Origin of the sequence: Azospirillum sp. CT11-132, assembly GCF_047302835.1 — a bacterium.
Taxonomy (GTDB): domain Bacteria; phylum Pseudomonadota; class Alphaproteobacteria; order Azospirillales; family Azospirillaceae; genus Azospirillum.
This window is the reverse complement of the sequence record NZ_JBGLZA010000002.1, coordinates 116,613-134,578: the sequence shown is the minus strand read 5'-3', so window position 1 is coordinate 134,578 and position 17,966 is coordinate 116,613. Positions and strand designations below refer to the sequence as shown.

Sequence of the window (17,966 nt, the reverse complement as noted above, 5' to 3'; positions counted from 1 at the left end):
CGTTGGCGATTGTAGTAGGTTTGGATGTAGGCGAACTGATCGACCGCGTCGTCCTGACGCCCTCCCCTGCCGAAGCGGGGTTGGACGCCAACCTCCACGGCGAAGTGGCCGGCGTGCTGGCGGTCTGCAAGGGCGCCGCTCAGCTGCAAGGCCCAGACGCACGAACGCCCCGGCTCTTTCGAACCGGGGCGTCAAGTGTCGTTGGTTGCGGGGGCAGGATTTGGGCTTTACCGTACTCGGTCTCTGCGTTGAGGAACCGAACGCAAGCGCCATCACAACGCTTGCGAATGAGACTCACCCGGCGGAGAGTTCCGGCTTACCTGATATGCTGGACTGCCGCGGCCGTTGCTCTTCGCGCAGTCTCGATGCGCCGCAGACGGTGGCCAAGGCACAGGCCGTGACGTACCAGGCGGGTGAAGTGGGGTCGCCCGTGATGCTGATCAGCCAAGTGACGATGAATTGGGCGAAGCCGCCGAAAACGGATACGCCAACACTGTAGACGATCGACAGGCCGGAGGCGCGCACGCGGGACGGGAAACTCTCCAACAGCAGAAGCAGGCAGGCCCCCGCTCCGACCGCATTGACGGCGATCAGCAGCGCGACAACCGCCAACGCCGCGGGAACGCTGGCGACATGCGACAGCACCCAGAAGGCGGGATAGGTCAGCATCGCGCTCGTCAGCGCGGTCAAGATGACGAAAGGACGGCGCCGGCCCAGGCGGTCCGACAGAAGCCCGGCCAGGGGAGCCACCACCAGCATGGTCGCCCCGGCGGCGCAGCCCGTCAGGAATGCGGTCTGAGGCGGCAGCCCGACCACCCGAATCAGGTAGGTCGGCATATAGAAGATGTTCACGTAGGTGGAGGCGGTGCCGCCCATGATCATCAGAACGCCGATCAGCAGCTTCGCCCGATGATGGGACAGCAACTCCGCCAGGACGGCCTTGCCGCCGGGATCGTGTCGCGCCGTTTCCGGCAGCAGGCGGCGCAGATGAAGGCCGACTGGAACGATCAGCAGTCCGGCCAGGAAGGGAAGGCGCCATCCCCACGATTCCAGCGCGTCGGTCGACAGGTGGGTCGACAGCAGGTAGCCGCTGAGCGCGCCCAGCAGGGCGGCCGCCCCCTGGCTGGCCATCTGCCAGCTGACCCGCAATCCGCGGCCGCCGGGATGCCCCAACTCCATCAGCATGGTCGTCGCCACGCCGATCTCGCCGCCGGCTGAAAAGCCCTGCAGGATGCGGCCGATGGCGATGATGGCCGGTGCTGCCGCACCGATCTGCGCATAGGTCGGGCAGAGCCCGATCAGCAGAGTGCCCAGCGCCATCAGGGCGATGGTCAGCACCAGCGCCGGCTTGCGCCCGACCCGGTCGGCGTAGGCGCCGATGATGATCCCGCCCAGCGGCCGAACGACGAACCCGACCCCGAAGGTCAGCAGCGCCAGCAGGAGCGGGCCGAATGCCGATTGCACCGGGAAGAACAGCTTGCCGATGGTAAGAGCGAAGAAGCTGTAGATGGTGAAGTCATAAAGCTCCACCGCATTGCCGATCGACAGCGCCAGGATGGTAGCGGGAGGCGACGGCGCGGACCGACCGCCGCCGGGGAAACTCGACAATGCCATGACCCTTCCCCCTCTTCCACTGCCCGGAGCGCTCGACGGCGTTCATAAGATTCAGGTCAATTAGTATTTGCAAAACGAAGGACCGGCAATTTTGGGATATCGAATGGAGAGGACTGCGTCTCTTTTCTCAGCAGAACCGCAAATCAAGACACAAAATGCTCAACACCACTCCCATAAACACGCCGATTGTTTCCCTGTGAGTATTGATAATACCTACGGATAGCTTTGAAAAGTGCCTCAATCCGGTAGCCATTGAAAGCGCCGGCGTTCCGCGGCGCCGATCAGCCGAACCGTTGACGCACTGACAAAAGGACTTGAACGATGCGACCCGAAGACTCCACGTCGGCGGCGGATGCCACGCGCCGCAGCTTCATCGTCGGCACCGTCGGCACCGTCGGCACCGCGATCGCCGGGGCCGCCGTTGCGACGGCTGCCTCCCCAGCCACCGCCGTCGCGGCCGAACGCCAGACCGCCGGCAACGGCTCTGTCCATCACAGGGAAGGAAAACGGACGATGACCAACGGCAAAACCGAAGACGGGTTCGTCACCGCCAAGGACGGCGCATCGATCTATTATAAGGATTGGGGTCCGCGCGACGCCCAGACGGTCATGTTCCACCATGGCTGGCCGCTGACGGCCGACGACTGGGACGCGCAGATGCTGTTCGTCCTGAACCATGGCTACCGTGTCGTCGCCCATGACCGGCGGGGCCATGGCCGCTCCACCCAGACGGCGACCGGGAACGAGATGGACACCTACGCCGACGACGTGCTGGCGGTGGTCGCCGGGTTGGGGTTGAAGAACGTCTTCCATGTCGGCCATTCGACCGGCGGCGGCGAGGTCGCGCGCTATCTGGGCCGCCACGGCACCTCGCGGGCGGGAAAGGCGGCTCTGCTGGGCGCCGTTCCGCCGATCATGGTCAAGACCGAGGCCAATCCCGGCGGCCTGCCCCTGGAGGTGTTCGACGGGTTCCGCACGGCACTGGCCGCCAACCGCGCCCAGTTCTTCCGTGAAATCCCGTCCGGCCCATTCTATGGCTTCAACCGCGACGGCGCCCAGGTCTCCCAGGGAGTCATCGACAACTGGTGGCGGCAGGGGATGATGGGCGGCACCAAGGCCCATTACGACTGCATCAAGGCCTTCTCGGAGACCGACTTCACCGAGGATCTGAAAAAGATCGACATCCCGGTCCTGGTGATGCACGGCGACGACGACCAGATCGTGCCGATCACCGATTCCGCCCTTCTGTCGTCCAAACTGCTGCCGAAGGGCACGTTGAAGGTCTACAAGGGCTTCCCGCATGGCATGGCGACCACGCATGCGGAAACCATCAATGCCGACCTGCTGGCGTTCTTCAAGGCCTGATGGTGCTTCGCCCCCGCAGGGCCGCGCCCGGCGCTGCGGGGGTCAACCTATACGCAGGTATGAATGCCGCATCCTGCTCCACCTGTTGAAATGAGTCGGCCGCAACGGAGGTTGTTGACGGGCCGGGCCGCGGCTGGAGTGCGATGTTGTGCTGAGTGTTCCCACCATCTGTGTCGTCGACGATGATGATAGCATCCGGGAGAGCTTGGACAACTTCCTGCGGTCCGTCGGAATGCAGGTTCGCACCTTCTCCTCGGCGGAGGAGTTCATCGCCTACGATGGCGAGGCAGACTGCCTGATCACCGATCTCAACCTGACCGGTATGGACGGGCTCAGCCTGCAGATGGTGTTGCTGCAGCAGGGCCGCAGCCACCCCGTCATCGTGATGACCGCCTTCGCCACGCCTGCGGCCCGCAGCCGCTCGCTTGCGCAGAGGGCCACCGCCTTTCTGACCAAGCCGCTCGATCCGGAAAAGCTGCTCGTCCTCATCGAAGACGCCCTCAAGACCGAACGGGACCGCGCCCCATGACCGCCCAGCCACACCGCAGCGACACCACCGTCGGGGGATACGACTTCGCCGGCTTTGCCGCGGGAGAGCGCCCCGGCTACGATGGACGGGCCGGCCAGAGGGAGCGGCAGATGGGCATGACGGAGAGTTCCATGGCGGAGAGTTCCATGGTGGAGAGTTCCATGGTGGACTGCGGCACCCCCGCCCTGGTCTGCATCATCGATGACGATGCCGACGTGCGATGTGCGGTGGAAAGCCTGCTCCGCTCCGTCGATTACAAGGTGATGGCCTTCGCCTCGGCGGAGGAGTTTCTGGCGTGTGACGAGGCCGCAAGCGCTGCCTGCCTGATGCTGGACGTCTATCTGGACGGTGCCGATGGGCTGGAGGTCCAGCAGGCGCTGCACGACCGGTCCATCGCCGTGCCGGTGGTGCTGATGACCGGCCAGGGCGACATCCCGATGACGGTGCGCGGGATGAAGGCCGGCGCCGTGAACTTCCTGACCAAACCTTTCACCGAACCGGACCTGCTGCAGGCCGTCGCGGAGGCGGTGGACCTGGATAGCCGGCGCCGCACCGAACGCGGCCAGGACGACACGGTGCGCGGACTCTACGCCAAGCTCACCCCGCGCGAGCGCGACGTCATGGCCCTGGTCACCGCCGGGCTGATGAACAAGCAGGTCGCAGCGAAGCTGGAACTGAGCGAGGTCACGGTGAAGATCCACCGCGGCAACATGATGCGCAAGATGCAGGCACAGTCGCTGGCCGATCTCGTCCGCATGGCCGAAATCCTGGGCGTGCGTGAACGGACGGTCACCCGCTACAGCGCGGGCTACAGCGCGGCCGGCTGAGCCACCGCCTCCCCCGCGGTCGACACCACCGGCAGCGAGAAGGACAGGGCGGCACCTTGCCGGCTGTTGGTGGCCGCCCACAGCCGGCCGCCATGCTCCTCCACGATCGTCTTGCAGATCGACAGGCCCAGCCCCATCCCCTCCTGCTTGGTGGAGAAGAAGGGTTCGAAGATCCGCGGCAGCACATCGTCCGGAATGCCGGGGCCGCTGTCGGCGATGGTGAAGGTCACGGATTGCGGCCCGTCCGCCGCGGCGGCGATGGCGATGCGGCGCTCCGGTGACTTCGCCGCCTGCATGGCCTGGATCGCGTTGTAGGCGATGTTGACGATCACCTGCTGGATTTGCGTGCGGTCGCCGACGATGGCCGGCAGATCAGGCGGGACATCGACGGAGATCCTCGTCCTCTGGCGATAGGCTTCATGCTCCACCAGCGTGACCGCATCGGCGATACAGTCGTACGGCTTCATCGCTTCGGTGACGAGTTCGCCGCGCCGCGCAAAGGAGCGCATCTTGCCGATGATCCGCACGGCATGCTGGGTGCTGGCGGTGATGCGGTTCAGGCTGGTGGCCACCTCGCCCAGATTCGGCGTCTCGCGCGACAGCCAGCGCGTCGCCGCCGCGGCATGGCTGGCGATGGAAACCAGCGGCTGCGATACCTCGTGCGTCAGCGACGCCGCCAGTTCCCCCACCAGCGACAGGCGCCCGGCATGGCTGAGGTCGGCCTGGGCCGCCATCAGCGCCTCCTGCACACGCTTCAGTTCACTCACGTCGACGGCGAAGAAATAGAGGCGGCTGTAAGCCTGCGGATCGGCCGGTCCCGGCGGCAGGCTCGCCCGCCACAAGATGGGAACGACGCGCCCGTCCTTGGTGTGCAGGACGCGTTCGCCCTGGCAAACCGTCTCGCCGCGCACCATCGCCTTGAACACCTGGGCGTTGCTAGCCGGACTGGCCGGCAATCTCACCCGCGATTCCCGCAGGAAAGTCTGCTTGTCCCGGAAACCCAGCAAATCAAGCGCGGAGCGGTTTACGTCGAGGATACGGTGGAACCGCCGCACGTCGAAGAAGAACTGCGGGTTGTCCTCCAGGAAACGGTCAAAATCCGTCACCCCGCCGGCGATCACCTCGTCGACGGCACGCTTCACCCCCGACCAGTCTTCGCACAGGATCGAGATGGGCGAGATCTCGAAAAGGTCGGTATGCCGAAGGTCCATCGCTCGCAACCTTTCCCCGTTACCGTACACGTCAATGGCCTGCCGCGGTCGCCCATCCTCGGCCATCTATAGGGAACTCTTGGGAAGACCGCAAATTTGTCCCGATTGGCGGCCTCGGGCAGTTTCCGGTCATTTAGCGTTCGAACAGTTCGTCGCCCTTAATACCTAGGGATGGATACGAGACCGGCAGCCGGCGGGCAAGAATAGGCCGCAGCAGAATCCCCCGAACCAACTCCTCCACGGAGACCGCCATGACCACCCTCCATGTCAATGGCCGCGCCTATCAGGTGGCGGTCGAGGACGACACGCCGCTGCTTTGGGTCCTTCGCGACACGCTGGGGCTGACCGGGACGAAATATGGCTGCGGCATCGCGCAATGCGGCGCCTGCACCGTGATGATCGACGGCACCGCCACCCGGTCCTGCCAGGTGCCGGTGGACAGCGTCGGCAACGCCGATATCCGCACCATCGACGCCATCGAGGAGGACCCGGTCGGCCGCAAGGTGGTGGAGGCTTGGGTCGCCGGACAGGTGCCGCAATGCGGCTATTGCCAGTCGGGACAGGTGATGGCGGCGACCGCCCTGCTGAAGCAGACACCCAACCCGAGCGACGGCGACATCGCCGACGCGATGACCAACCTGTGCCGCTGCGGAACCTACAACCGCATCGCCGCCGCCATCCGCCAAGCCGCCGGCTGAGAGGAGCACGCATCATGGACCGCCTGCTCACCGCAGCCCCGATCAAACTCAAAGACCCCCTCGAACTCCAGATCGAGGCGCAGTCCGCCGTTCCGCTGATGAAGGCGGAGGGCGTCTCCAACCTGTCGCGCCGCGCCTTCCTCGGCTTCGGCGCCAGCGCGCTGGTGTTGGGCGCCCTGCTGCCGTCGGTGCCGGTGCGGGCACAAACCGCCGCCGCCGCGGTCAAGCCGGGCACCCGCATCCCGGCCTTTCTGGTCATCGGCAAGGACAATGCCGTCACCCTGCTCAGCCCCTTCGTGGAGGGTGGCCAGGGCATCAACACCGGGCTGGCGCAGATCGTCGGCGAGGAGCTGGACGTCAACCCCAGCCGCTTCACCGTCGAATGCGCCCCGCCGGGTCCGGACTACGCTGTCATCAACGGCCTGCGGATGACCGGCGGCAGCTTCTCCACCCGGTCCAGCTACCCGCTGATGCGCCGGCTGGGCGCCACCGCCCGCGACATGATGATCCGCGCCGCCGCGGCCAAGCTGAAGGTCAAGCCGGAGAGCCTGAAGACGGACGACGGCTTCGTCATCCATGCGGTGAGCGGCAAGCGGCTGTCCTATGGCGAACTGACTGCCGTGGCGCTTGCCCTGCCGCCGCGCGACGATGTGGCCCTGCGCGACCCGGCCAGCTTCCGCTACATCCGCCAGCCGGTGGCGCGGCTCGACGTGCGGGCGAAATCGACCGGCAAGGCCGTCTACGCCATCGATCAGAAGCTGGAGGGCATGCTCTATGCCGCGGTCCAGCATGCGCCGAACCAGGGCACGACCGTCCGGTCGGTCGCCAACGAGACGGCGGTGGCGGCGATGCCCGGCGTCCATTCCGTCCACACGTTGCCCAGTGCGGTGGCGGTCGCTGCCGACAGCTGGTGGCGCGCCCGCAAGGCGGTGGAGGCGCTGTCGGTGAGCTGGTCGGCTCCGGCCGCGTCCGGGCTCGAAACGGTGGCTGCCGACTATGCATCGGACGGGCTGCTGGCCGCGCTGAAATCCTCCACCGAAGCAGGGCTTCCGGCAGAAGCCGAAGGCGACGTGGCCGCGGCCTTCGCCGCCGCCGCCAAGGTGATTGAGGCAGAGTATGACGCTCCCTATCTGGCCCACGGCCAGCTGGAGCCGCCCTCCTCCATTGCGCGCTTCAACCCGGACGGCACGCTGGAGCTGTGGGCGCCCAACCAGATGCCGGAGCTGTTCCAGTCGGTGGCGGCCCAGGCCGCCGGGCTGGCGCCGGACAAGGTCATCCTGCATTCGCCGATGCTGGGCGGCTTCTTCGGCCGGCATTTCCTCTATGGCAGTGCCAACCCCTTCCTCCAGGCGATCCAGCTGGCGAAGGCCACCGGCCGCCCGGTCAAGGTATTGTGGTCGCGCGAGGAGGAGTTCCGCATGGACGCCCTCCGCCCGCTCAGCTTCAGCCGCTTCCGCGCAGCCATCGGGAAGGATGGGCGTCCCACCGCGATCCAGGCGCGCACGGTCGGCGAGGGGCCGCTCGGCCGCTGGTTCGGCGCGGTGTTCAAGGACCCGGTCGACAGCTCGGCGGTTGAAGGCATCACGGAGAAGCCCTACGCCATCCCCAACCGGCGGATGGAGTACGTCAAATTCCCCCATCCCGTGACCATCGCCTTCTGGCGCTCCGTCGGCCATTCGATGAACGATTTCTTCTATGAAGGCTTCCTGGACGAGATCGCCGACGCCGGCGGCCAGGACCCCTTCGCCCTGCGGATGGAGCTGCTGAAGAACAAGCCGCGCCATGCCAAGCTGCTGGGAACCGTCGCGGCGATGTCCGGCGGCTGGAAGCGCGGCCCCTACGAGGTGGACGGCGTGCGCCGTGCCCGCGGCGTCTCGATGGCCTCCCCCTTCGGGTCGGAGACGGCAACCATCGCCGAGGTGTCGGTCCAGGGCGGCGAGACGCAGGTCCACAATGTCTGGGTCGCCTTCGATCCCGGCAGCATCGTCAATCCGGCCATCGTGAAGTCGCAGATCGAATCCGCAGTGGCGCTCGGCCTGTCGGCCACGCTGTTCGAGGAGCTCGTCTATAAGGACGGCGTCCGCCAGTCGCACAATTTCGACGATTACCCGATCCTGTCCCGCCGCTCCATGCCCGCCGTGCATGTGGAGATCGTGGAGAGCGGCGCTCCGATGGGCGGCGTCGGCGAACCGGGCCTGCCCGGCGTTCCGCCGGCGGTGGTCAATGCGGTGGCGGCGCTGACCGGCCAGCGCATCCGCAGCCTGCCGCTGGCGAAGAACAAGATCGGGGTCTGAGGCCAAGAGCCTCCCCGTGTGGCGTGAATGTCCGGAAACGAGGTTTCCGCGACATTCACGCCACCGCTGCCCCGTCTTAAACTCCATGTATCCGTCATTTTTCGCCGCCGGTCTGCCGACGGGGCGCAGAGGCCCCATGGCTGGCATCGCCCGGGCTGGCTCCGCACAGGAATTCCCCATGGCCATCACACCCCTTCAGTCCAGGGCGCCGCTCTATTGGCTGGCGCTCGGGTCCTTCGCCGTCGGGACCGAGAGCTTCATGATCGCGGCGATCCTGCCGGACATCGCCGCCGACCTGTCGGTCAGCGAACAGGCGGCGGGTCAGCTGGTGTCCGTCTTCGCGCTGACCTATGCCGCCAGTTCGCCGCTGCTGACCGTCCTGACCGGAGCGGTCAGCCGCCGCCTTCTGCTGATCGCCACCATGCTGGCCTTCGTCGTCGCCAACATCGTCGCGGCGGTCGCCGGCAGCTATGGCGGGCTGATGGCGGCGCGTGTCCTGCTCGCCATGGCGGCGGGGCTGTTCGTGCCCAACGCCAACGCACTGGCCGGCATGCTGGTGCCGCCGTCGGAGCGCGGCCGCGCCCTGTCCATCGTGACGAGCGGCCTCAGCCTCGCCATCGTGTTTGGCGTGCCGCTGGGCGCGGTCGTCGGCCACACGCTGGGCTGGCGCATGACCTTCGGCGGCGTCGCCGTTCTTTCGGTCGTGGCAGCTGCCGGGCTGTCGGTCGGGCTGCCGCGGGCCATCGGCTCCGCCGCCCCGGTGGTCGGGCTGCGCGAACGGCTGGGGGCACTGGCGAACCCGGCGGTGCGCCGGCCGCTGGCGGTCACCACCCTGTGGGCGATGGGGCCCTTCACCGTCTATCCCTACATCGCCTCTTACCTGCATCGGGTGACCGGGCTGGAAGGGGCGGCGGTCGGCTTTGCCCTGTTCGCCTGGGGGCTGTCGGCCTTCATCGGGCTGGCGGTGGGCGGGAGATTGACCGACCGGCTGGGCGGTGCGCGCATCGTCGCCCTGACCCTGCCGCTGGTCGTGCTGGCGTTGGCGAGCCTGTCGCTGACGGCGGAGTTGCTGCCGCCGGCCCTGGCACTGATCCCCGCCTTCGTCGCCATCATGCTCTGGGGCTTTTCCGCCTGGGCCTTTTATCCCGGCCAGCAGGCCCGGCTGATCGGCATCACCGGGCCGAAGCACGCGCCGATCATTCTCTCGATCAACGCCTCCTTCCACTATTTCGGCTTTTCGGTGGGAGCGGCGCTGGGCTCGCTGGTGCTGAGCGTCGCCAGCGTTCGGGAACTCGGCTGGGTCGGCGCGCTATGCGTCGCGCTGGCCTGCCTGCTGGAATTCGCCCCGTCCAAGGCTCCCCGGTTGGCCGACGCTCCCGCTGAATGAAATCATCGCAATAGGAAAGGGCCGCCGAACGAAAGCTCGGCGGCCCTTCTTTGCTTGGTACCCGATCAGACCGGAATGGGGTTTTCGGCGATGTAGCTGTTGAAGCCCATGACCAGCGCATGCTCGTTCGGGCCGGCGTTGTCGCGCATCGGGCGGGCGCTCTCGACGATTGCCTCCTCCGCGTCCGTCGCAAGCGCCGCCATCGTCTGTTCGATGAAGGCGTCCAGCGGCATGGCGCGCGGATCGTCGCCCTTCTTGATCAGGTCGGTGTTGACCCAGGGCGGCGCGATTTCCTGCACGGTGACGCTGGTGTTGCGCAGCATGAAGCGCTGGGACAGCGTGTAGCTGTGCAGCGCGGCCTTGCTGGCCGAATAGACCGCCGTGTTGGCCAGCGGGGTGTAGGCGAGCACGGAGGTGTTGTTGACGATCACCGACCGCGGCTGCGCCTTCAGATGCTCGATCAGGGCCGACGTCATGCGGATGGGACCGAGCAGGTTGGTGGTGACGATCGACTGGGCCCGCGCATCGTCGATCGGGCCGGAGGCGTCGTCGAACGGCATGATGCCCGCGTTGTTGATCAGGACGTTCAGCGTCGGGTTCTCGGCGATCAGACGCTCAGCCGCGGCCTGGATGCTGATCGGGTCGGTGATGTCCAGTTCAATGCCCTTCATCCCGGGGTTCGCAGCGGTCACCTGATCCAGCAGGGCCTTGCGCCGTCCGGCGATGATGACCTGATTGCCCAGCTTGTGGAACGCCTCGGCCAGCCCGCGGCCGATGCCGGAGGTGGAGCCGGTGATGAAGATCGTGTTACCGGTGAGCTGCATGGCTGAATATCCGTCCTTGCGAGAAGGTTGAACGAGCGAAAGCGTTGGGGGAACTGAAATATTCCCCGCGAAAACGCGGTCTCTGGTGATGTGAAAATCTACCGCACCCGCAGTATTGCGGGAGCCATATCTAGGTATTAACGGGCAAGCCTGGGGATTGCCGCCCGAACGCCGGCTACTCCACCGCCGACAGGCGCCCGCTCTCCACCGACCGGCGGATCACCTGCGGCGGCTGGCCGTAAGCGCGCAGGAAGGCGCGGCGCATGCGCTCGCGGTCGGCGAAACCGGTTTCGCGGGCGATGACGTCCATCGAATGGCGGCCCTCCTCCATCATGACGCGCGCCGCCTCCAGCCGCAGATGCTCCACCGCCTTGGCCGGCGTCTGGCCGGTTTCCTGGCGGAACAGGCGGCTGAACTGGCGCGGGCTGAGGTTCGCCTCCTCCGCCAGCTCCTCCACCGACAACTCGTTCCTCAGGTTTTCCTTGGCATGGACCAATGCCCGCCGCACGCGGTCGGAGCGCGGCTCCAGCTCCAGCAGGGCGGAGAATTGCGACTGCCCGCCGGGCCGCCGCAGATAAACCACCAGCTTGCGCGCCACCACCTTGGCGACCTCGGCGCCGAAGTCGTCCTCGACCAGCGCCATGGCAAGGTCGAGGCCGGCGGTCATCCCGGCAGAAGTCCAGACATTGCCGTCGACGCTGAAGATGCGGTCCTCCTCCACCTTCACATTGGGGTAGAGGCGCTGGAGCGTGCGGGCATGGCTCCAATGGGTGGTTGCGCGGCGTCCGTCGAGAAGCCCGGCCTCCGCCAGCACATAAGCCCCGGTGCAGATGCCGGCGACCCGACGCGACGTGCATGCCGCCTCGCGCAGGTAGGCCAGCAGGCCGGGGGTGGACGGCTTGACCCGCAGCGAGCCGATGGTGACGGTCGTGTCGAAAAAGCCCTCTCCGAAGGGCCGGGTTTCAACGGCAAATCCCAGCGAGTTGCGCACCGGTCCGCCCTGTTCCGACAGGACATGGACCTGATAGGCCGGCCGGCCAAGCACGAGATTCGCCATCTCGAACGCCGAAAGCGCAGCCATTCCCATCACCTGGAAATCGTCGAACACCACGAAACCGATGGTGAGCATGTTCCGCCCTGCCTCTCCAGCCTCAACTCTTCAACCTTGTCTCGCCCTCAAACCGCAAGCCTGTGGATGCGGTGCCGATGCTCAGACTATGCGGGCTCCCTGTTGGCTGAAATGTCAAAGATGCCACGATTCCGGACATCCTAGCTGCATTCGTTGGCGAAGAGGCCGCGGCGATCGGCAGGGCCGGGTAAGGCGCCCGGAACGGCGTCCCAAAGACGGGCGCATCCTTCTATATCGCGCCTGCACCGGGACGTAGCGTGGCCCCACCAACCGGCACCTGCGGCAGCGGGACCGGAACCCACGAGGAGATACGACCATGATGCTCAACTGGAACGAATACCGTCAGCAGGTCCTCACCGGCGTCGGCGAGATCGCCAAGCTCAGCCCCGACACGGTGAAGGGCTATGCCGGGCTTAGCGCCGCCGGCCAGAAGAAGGACCTCCTGGGTGCCAAGGTGCGGGAACTGATCGCGCTGGCGGTCGCCGTCAGCATCCGCTGCGACGGCTGTATCGCCGTCCATACCGAAGCGGCGATCAAACACGGCGCCACCCAGGAGGAGATCGCCGAGGCGCTGGGCGTCGCCGTCGCGCTGAACGCCGGGGCGGCGCTGGTTTATTCCACCCGCGTGATGGACGCCTACGCCGCGCACGGCTGAACCAATGGCGGCGGAGACGGGCCGTCGGGCCGCCCGCCGCCCTCCATCCGCAAGGCTTCCCGCGCCGAAAAACTCCGTCACTGTTCTTCAGCGACCCCGTCGATCCAATGCTTGTGGCGCCACAGCCGGGGGGCTTCACCGGCAACGCGGCGGAAGATGCGCGAGAAATGCGACTGGTCCGAGAAGCCGCAGTCGAGCGCGATCTGCGACAACGGCGTGGTCGTGGTTTCCAACAGGTCCTTTGCCCGTTCCACCCGCCGGCGCACGATGTAGGCATGCGGCGGGCAGCCGAAGCTGTCCTTGAAGGCCTGACAGAAATATCCGCAACTGAGCTTCGCCGCCGCCGCCAGATCCCGGTTGCGGATGGAACTGGCGAGATGGTCGTCGATGTAGGTGGTAACCCGCCGCACCTGCCAAGCCGCAAGCCCGGCCTTCGCCAGTTCGGTTTTCGCCAGTCTGGTCTTATGGCCGGCATCGTCCGGCACGTCACGGTCATGACGATGCTCATCGCCGGTGCGTTGCAGCCGGGCGAGGGCCAGCGACAGGCAATGCTCCACCGATTGCCGATCCGGCGCCAGCATGTCGTTCGCCACCCGCAACAGCCAATCGGCCGCAGCCGTCAGCCTGTCGCCGTCATCCCGCGCCCGGCCGACTGACGCCGGAGCCGCCAACGCCGGAACACGGCGCAAGGTCTCGGAAGCAGCCATATCCATGTCGATCTCCTGCTCAGGTCATCTTGACGACGACAGTGCCGGAGGCCCGGGTGTGCGGAAACCCATACTCAGGTATCGATGACCGGCCGGATGGCTCCCCGGAACGGAAGAGCGTCTACACCCGGTCCAGAAGTGCCGCGGCGTCCCGGAGGTCGGGGGTATCGTGCCCCTCGCCGAAGGTGCCGTAGATGGACGAAAGGGTCGACGCGGCATCCTGTTGACGTTCTGTCCCCATGGATCGCCTGGCCATGCTCATCGCCGTCCGCAGACTCCAGGACCGGGCCCCTTGTGCGCCGGCGATCTCCATCGATTGCCGCAGCAGGCTCTCCGCCGTCTCCGCTCCGCCGGCGTTTTCCGATTTCAGGCGGAGCAGTTCGGCCGTCGCCCAATTGGTCGCGCCGTCGCTCGCTTCATCCAGGATCGCCGGCGGGATCAGACGCGGCGCGACGGTCGCGAGCATCCGAATGCGTTTGTTCCGGTACACCTCGGCGAACCGCGAAGACCGGCGGAGTGCCGCGAGCTGGTCATCGGCCCCCTGCCGCGCCTCCAGCGCCAGCTGATAACACAGCCCATAGGTGCGCCAGACGAACAAGGAGCCTTCGTCGGTCTTTTCGACCAGCAGGTTGGCATAGCGCGCCGTAAGATCGTAGTCGCCGCACCAGAAGGCCACCGGGCAGGCGCCCAGCGACAAGGCGAAGCACAGGGATAGCGTATGGCCGGAGGCCAGCGCTTGCTCCACCGCCTCGTGCATGGCCTCCCGCGCCCGGTCCGGATGGCCCTGGATCCAGGAGATGCGCGCCATATGGGTGTGGGAGACGATCCGCTGTTCGAACTGGTAGCCTCGCAGGCTCGATCCGGTGGTCGGGGCCGGCGCACTCAGGCACCGCTCGGCGAAGTCGCGTGCACGGTCGAACTCGCCCACGGTGAGGAGGCCGAGCGCCATCATGCGCTGATGCATGGACTCCGCGCCGGGATCGGCGGGCGTACCCAGGAGTTGGCCGAAGCGCTCCGCCGCCTCCAGCGCTTCATGGTCCTTCTCAAGGGCCAGATAGTAGAGCCACAGCCCCCAAAGGGCGCGGCGCTGGTATCCGACATTGCCGAACTGCTGCGAAAGCTGAAGTCCACGCAGGAGCACGGCCTTGACCTCCGGCGCCGGGCCGAGCGAGTTCCAGAGCGCCGGCCCCAGATGCGCCGTGATCGACATCTCGGACCGCAAGTCCGGTTCCGGTTGTCGCCGGACAGACTGCAGCACCGTCTCGGCGCGCCGACGGAATTCATCGGTCAGCGACAGCTGGAACCACATCGGCGCCGACGCGACGGTCAGGTCGACGGCGGTCGCCAAATCGCCGGAAGACGACAGGGACCATTCCAGCGAGCTGCGAACATCGTCCACCCGGGTCCCGTACACGACGTTCCAGGCCACCGTGTTCGTCGACTGCGACCCGGCCAGCATCCGGCAGAGATGCCGCGCCAGATTGCGGCAGACCACGTCAGCCTCTCCGCTTTCCTGAAACCGTTCCGCCGCATATTGGCGCGTGGTTTCGAGCAAGCGGAATTGTACGCTCTGCTGCCGGTGCTCGACGGACAGGAGCGACTTCTTCGACAGCTCCGATATACCCTCGACGACGTCCTCCTCCGAAATCGCGCCGAAGGCCGCCACGCCGATGGCGAGGTCGCCGGGGAATGCCCCGCGAATGACCGAAAGCCGGCGCAGGACGATGCGTTCGCGCTCGTCCAGCAGGCGGTGGCTCCACTCCAGCGTCGCCCGAAGGGTCTGGTGACGGGGCAGTGCTGTGCGACGGCCGCCGCGCAGAACGTCGAAGGCCCGGTCCAGGCTCGCCGCCAGACCATGGATGCCCAGCAGGGGCACCCGGGCCGCCGCCAATTCCAGCGCGAGCGGAACACCGTCCAGGTGGCGGCACAGCTCCGCGGCGACCGGCGCGTCCGCGTCCGACAGGCGGAACATGCTATCGCCGGACGACACCCGTTCGACGAACAGCTCCACCGCCGGGTAGGTCAGCGCCCGCTCGGCGGTCAACGCGCTTTCCTGCCCCGGCGGAACGGACAAGGGCGGCAGGCGGTAAACCCACTCGCCCTGAGCGCGCAGGATCTCGCGGCTGGTCACCAGGATGTCGATGTCCAGAGCCGTGGCCAGGATGCCCTCGACGACGATGGCGACCTCTTCGATCAGATGCTCGCAATTGTCGAGGATCAGCAGGGCATCCAACCCCTTGACCGTCGCGAGGAACCCCTCCAGGGCACCCTTGCCGCCACCGGGCAGCTTCATCACCTGGGCGATGGTGGCGCACACCAGCGTCGGGTCCGACAGGGTGCTCAGATCCACGAAATGGATGCCGTCCCGGTGGCTGCTCGCCGAACCCTGCGCCACTTCGATGGCAACGCTCGTCTTCCCGATTCCACCGACGCCGGTGATGGTAACGAAGCTCTTCTCCGCCAACTTTCGCACGATGTCGTCAATCGTCTCGTCGCGCCCGATCAGCCGGTCGATGTTGCGGGGCAAGAGGGTCGAAAGGTCGGCAGGCGGTGCTGACGGCTGCAAGACGGCCCCCTCCGCGGCCTCCTGCGGGAAGGGCGTCCGGATGGTCCCGACGAACCGGTAGCCCTGTGCCGGGATGTTCTCGATGTAGTCCGTGCCAAAGTCGTTCTTGCCCAGCAGCTTCCGCAAGGAGCCGATGTGAACGCGGATGTTGGCCTCCTCGACGAACAAGCCCGGCCAGACGCGGGCCATGATGTCGCGGTTGCTGACGACCGCTCCGGCCTGTTCCAGGAGCAGGGCGAGGATGGCCAGGGGCCGGCTCCCCACCTTGACGGCGACACCGTCCTTGAGCAGCCCGCGCATCGGGGAAAAGCGGAAGGGTCCGAAGCCGACCTCGTTCTGCTCCATGGCGGGACCTGTCACGGACGGCGACCGGGAAACGACGGAACGGCGGGAAACAGACGTGTCAGCCAAAGGTCGCGCCCACCGCCCCGCCAACAGCAAAGCGGTGACACAACCTCCGGCGCGGCTCCGTCTTCATCAGGTCATCGAAGGCAAAAGAAAGCGTCATTTCCCAGCGCTAAGCATCTATAAGACCTCATCATCATACGTATGCTATACCATAGGTCAACGCATCATAACTTGGCATGGGACGGCGCAGCAGGACGCGTGCGCACCGGCCATCAACGACCATCGGCGCCATCCTCCACCATGCCGGCTTCGACCCCGATGGCGTCGGCCCAGCGGCTTCTCACCAGTTCCATCGCGCGCCGCCGGGTGAAGTCACCGGAGACGATGATCGCGGAGGGAAAGGCCGCACGAATCCGGGCGGCGGCGCTGCGATCCTCATAGGGCAGATGGCCGAGCGGAGCCCCATCCGCAGCGGTGCGGACAAGGTGTACGAAGGGAAGCTCCTGCCCGGCCAACGTCGTCAGAAGCATGGTGAACAGCGTGACGGGATCCGAATCCGACATGCCACGGAATTGGCCGAACGGCGACAGGCGGACACCGACCCGCTCCGCCGTCCAGACGCCGGTTACCGCATCGACAAGCTCGCAGAGGAAGTTCAACCGGTTCTGGATGGAGCCGCCATACCGGTCCGTCCGCCGGTTCACCCCGTCCTGAAGAAACTGGTCGGGAAGCGAGCCGTCGGCCGCGTCGAGTTCCACGCCATCGAACCCAAGGTGCCTGGCCCGCTCCGCCGCGCGGCGGAAACCCGCGATGACCTCGTCGATGCCGGTGCCGGGCAGGGTGGCGGCCCGAAAAGGGGCATATCCCGGGTGGCACAGCCGCGCCACCACCTTGGCTTTCCTGGCATGGGCCAGGTTGATCGCCGCAGCCCAGGTCGCAGCCGTCCCAGGCGTGTCGAACCCATCCGGCACGGAGGCCGACGCCGCCGTTGCGGAAACCGCGACAGGAGGCGTTATGACCAGCCCACCGGGCGAGACATGCCGGACGCAGGCGCCGCAATAGGCCGCCGAGTGGCTCTCTCCGATCCGCCTGCGATCGGTCGCCGCCGATATGACGACGCGATGGGCGAGATCGAGCGCACCGATGTTGACTGGGAGAAAAAGCTTTTCCATTCCGGTACCTTCCACCGGATCAAATCCGCATCGCAGCGCGGCCGGACGCCGGAGCTTCAATCACGCCGAACACAGGCCAATTGAACTCCACCTTGCCAAGCTCAGCCCTGCCAATCTCAGCCATGCCGGACCCGGACCTGCCTGTCACTTTGCACCGTCCTCAGCCCCGGGGCCGAGCGGAGGGCGGAGATCGGAGCCGCATTGGCACGCTTGGAAGGCGACGGCGGGGCGGACGCCGCGCGCACGGACGCCACCAGTTCGACGATGCGGTGCGCCATGTCGTCGGCGCGGTCCATCTCGGCCTCGATCAGCTGGGACATCTTCTCCGCGTCTGGGCAGGCGGCACCATTGCGTTCAGTCCAGCGCCGCCGGGCGTCCGAAGCCAACCGGATGGAAGTGACGGCGTTGACGAGAGTCCTGACGTAGGAGACGTAGGTGTTGATCTCCAACTCGCCGAATGCGTGCGGTTGCATCGCGAAGGCTTCGGCTTCGGGCCACCGCTGGTGCGACGACATCGACGACGCACCATCGTCATGGGCGGAAAGGTGAGCCATGGCCCTTGCTCCTGTATGAGTTGTTCTGAGGAGAGTGTGGCCGGGCGGTGGTCTGTAAGCGAGTAAAGCGTTGTAAAGCCCACTGC

At 66.5% G+C, this 17,966-nt stretch carries 15 protein-coding genes; 7 read left to right on the top strand and 8 right to left on the bottom strand.

The window, feature by feature from the left end; genetic code table 11:
* Nucleotides 1-294: 294 nt before the first annotated feature.
* The gene (locus ACCD06_RS02565; RefSeq protein WP_413338555.1) at nt 295-1,614 is read right to left on the bottom strand and encodes an MFS transporter; all 1,320 of its coding nucleotides are present in this window, start codon (nt 1,612-1,614) and stop codon (nt 295-297) included.
* Nucleotides 1,615-2,127: 513 nt separating this feature from the next.
* Here ACCD06_RS02565 and ACCD06_RS02560 point away from each other — a divergent pair.
* The 3 genes from ACCD06_RS02560 (at nt 2,128) to ACCD06_RS02550 (ending at nt 4,335) form a co-directional block, all read left to right on the top strand.
* Nucleotides 2,128-2,979: an alpha/beta fold hydrolase gene (locus ACCD06_RS02560; protein ID WP_413339407.1), complete on the top strand. Its 852-nt coding sequence runs from the start codon at nt 2,128-2,130 to the stop codon at nt 2,977-2,979.
* 148 nt (nt 2,980-3,127) lie between these two features.
* Nucleotides 3,128-3,508 carry a response regulator transcription factor gene (locus ACCD06_RS02555; RefSeq protein WP_413338553.1) on the top strand — a complete coding sequence of 127 codons (381 nt, stop codon included), beginning with the start codon at nt 3,128-3,130 and terminating at the stop codon, nt 3,506-3,508.
* On the top strand, nt 3,505-4,335 hold the full coding sequence (locus ACCD06_RS02550; RefSeq protein WP_413338551.1) for a response regulator transcription factor: 831 nt from the start codon (nt 3,505-3,507) through the stop codon (nt 4,333-4,335). The genes ACCD06_RS02555 and ACCD06_RS02550 overlap by 4 nt, the downstream gene beginning before the upstream one ends.
* On the opposite strand, the gene ACCD06_RS02545 is transcribed toward ACCD06_RS02550, so the two are convergent.
* The gene (locus ACCD06_RS02545; protein WP_413338549.1) at nt 4,317-5,546 is read right to left on the bottom strand and encodes a sensor histidine kinase; all 1,230 of its coding nucleotides are present in this window, start codon (nt 5,544-5,546) and stop codon (nt 4,317-4,319) included. The two genes, ACCD06_RS02550 and ACCD06_RS02545, sit on opposite strands and share 19 nt — an antisense overlap.
* Before the next feature lie 251 nt (nt 5,547-5,797).
* Between ACCD06_RS02545 and ACCD06_RS02540 the strand changes: the two genes are divergently transcribed.
* The 3 genes from ACCD06_RS02540 (at nt 5,798) to ACCD06_RS02530 (ending at nt 9,925) form a co-directional block, all read left to right on the top strand.
* On the top strand, nt 5,798-6,244 hold the full coding sequence (locus ACCD06_RS02540; RefSeq protein ID WP_109050787.1) for a (2Fe-2S)-binding protein: 447 nt from the start codon (nt 5,798-5,800) through the stop codon (nt 6,242-6,244).
* Nucleotides 6,245-6,258: 14 nt separating this feature from the next.
* Nucleotides 6,259-8,538, top strand: coding sequence for a molybdopterin cofactor-binding domain-containing protein (locus ACCD06_RS02535; protein ID WP_413338547.1), 2,280 nt, complete (start codon nt 6,259-6,261; stop codon nt 8,536-8,538).
* Nucleotides 8,539-8,716: 178 nt separating this feature from the next.
* Entirely contained in the window at nt 8,717-9,925 is a 1,209-nt protein-coding gene (locus tag ACCD06_RS02530; RefSeq protein ID WP_413338545.1) for an MFS transporter, read from the top strand.
* A 65-nt stretch (nt 9,926-9,990) separates the two neighbouring features.
* Here the strand turns inward: ACCD06_RS02530 and ACCD06_RS02525 are convergent, their stop codons facing one another.
* Nucleotides 9,991-10,749 (bottom strand): SDR family oxidoreductase, encoded by a 759-nt coding sequence (locus ACCD06_RS02525; protein ID WP_136703289.1) that lies wholly within the window; start codon nt 10,747-10,749, stop codon nt 9,991-9,993.
* A 175-nt stretch (nt 10,750-10,924) separates the two neighbouring features.
* Nucleotides 10,925-11,878, bottom strand: a complete 954-nt coding sequence (locus tag ACCD06_RS02520; protein ID WP_413338543.1) for a GlxA family transcriptional regulator — start codon at nt 11,876-11,878, stop codon at nt 10,925-10,927.
* A gap of 316 nt (nt 11,879-12,194) precedes the next feature.
* Here ACCD06_RS02520 and ACCD06_RS02515 point away from each other — a divergent pair, with 316 nt between their 5' ends.
* Nucleotides 12,195-12,533 carry a carboxymuconolactone decarboxylase family protein gene (locus ACCD06_RS02515; RefSeq protein ID WP_199232058.1) on the top strand — a complete coding sequence of 113 codons (339 nt, stop codon included), beginning with the start codon at nt 12,195-12,197 and terminating at the stop codon, nt 12,531-12,533.
* A gap of 77 nt (nt 12,534-12,610) precedes the next feature.
* Here the strand turns inward: ACCD06_RS02515 and ACCD06_RS02510 are convergent, their stop codons facing one another.
* From ACCD06_RS02510 to ACCD06_RS02495, 4 genes are all read right to left on the bottom strand, one after another.
* The gene (locus tag ACCD06_RS02510; protein WP_413338540.1) at nt 12,611-13,246 is read right to left on the bottom strand and encodes a helix-turn-helix transcriptional regulator; all 636 of its coding nucleotides are present in this window, start codon (nt 13,244-13,246) and stop codon (nt 12,611-12,613) included.
* 115 nt (nt 13,247-13,361) lie between these two features.
* Complete coding sequence (locus tag ACCD06_RS02505; protein WP_413338538.1) at nt 13,362-16,166, bottom strand: winged helix-turn-helix domain-containing protein; 2,805 nt, start codon at nt 16,164-16,166, stop codon at nt 13,362-13,364.
* Between the two features lie 260 nt (nt 16,167-16,426).
* Nucleotides 16,427-17,326, bottom strand: a complete 900-nt coding sequence (locus tag ACCD06_RS02500; RefSeq protein WP_413338536.1) for a hypothetical protein — start codon at nt 17,324-17,326, stop codon at nt 16,427-16,429.
* A gap of 116 nt (nt 17,327-17,442) precedes the next feature.
* Complete coding sequence (locus ACCD06_RS02495) at nt 17,443-17,880, bottom strand: hypothetical protein (RefSeq protein ID WP_413338534.1); 438 nt, start codon at nt 17,878-17,880, stop codon at nt 17,443-17,445.
* Nucleotides 17,881-17,966 lie beyond the last annotated feature (86 nt).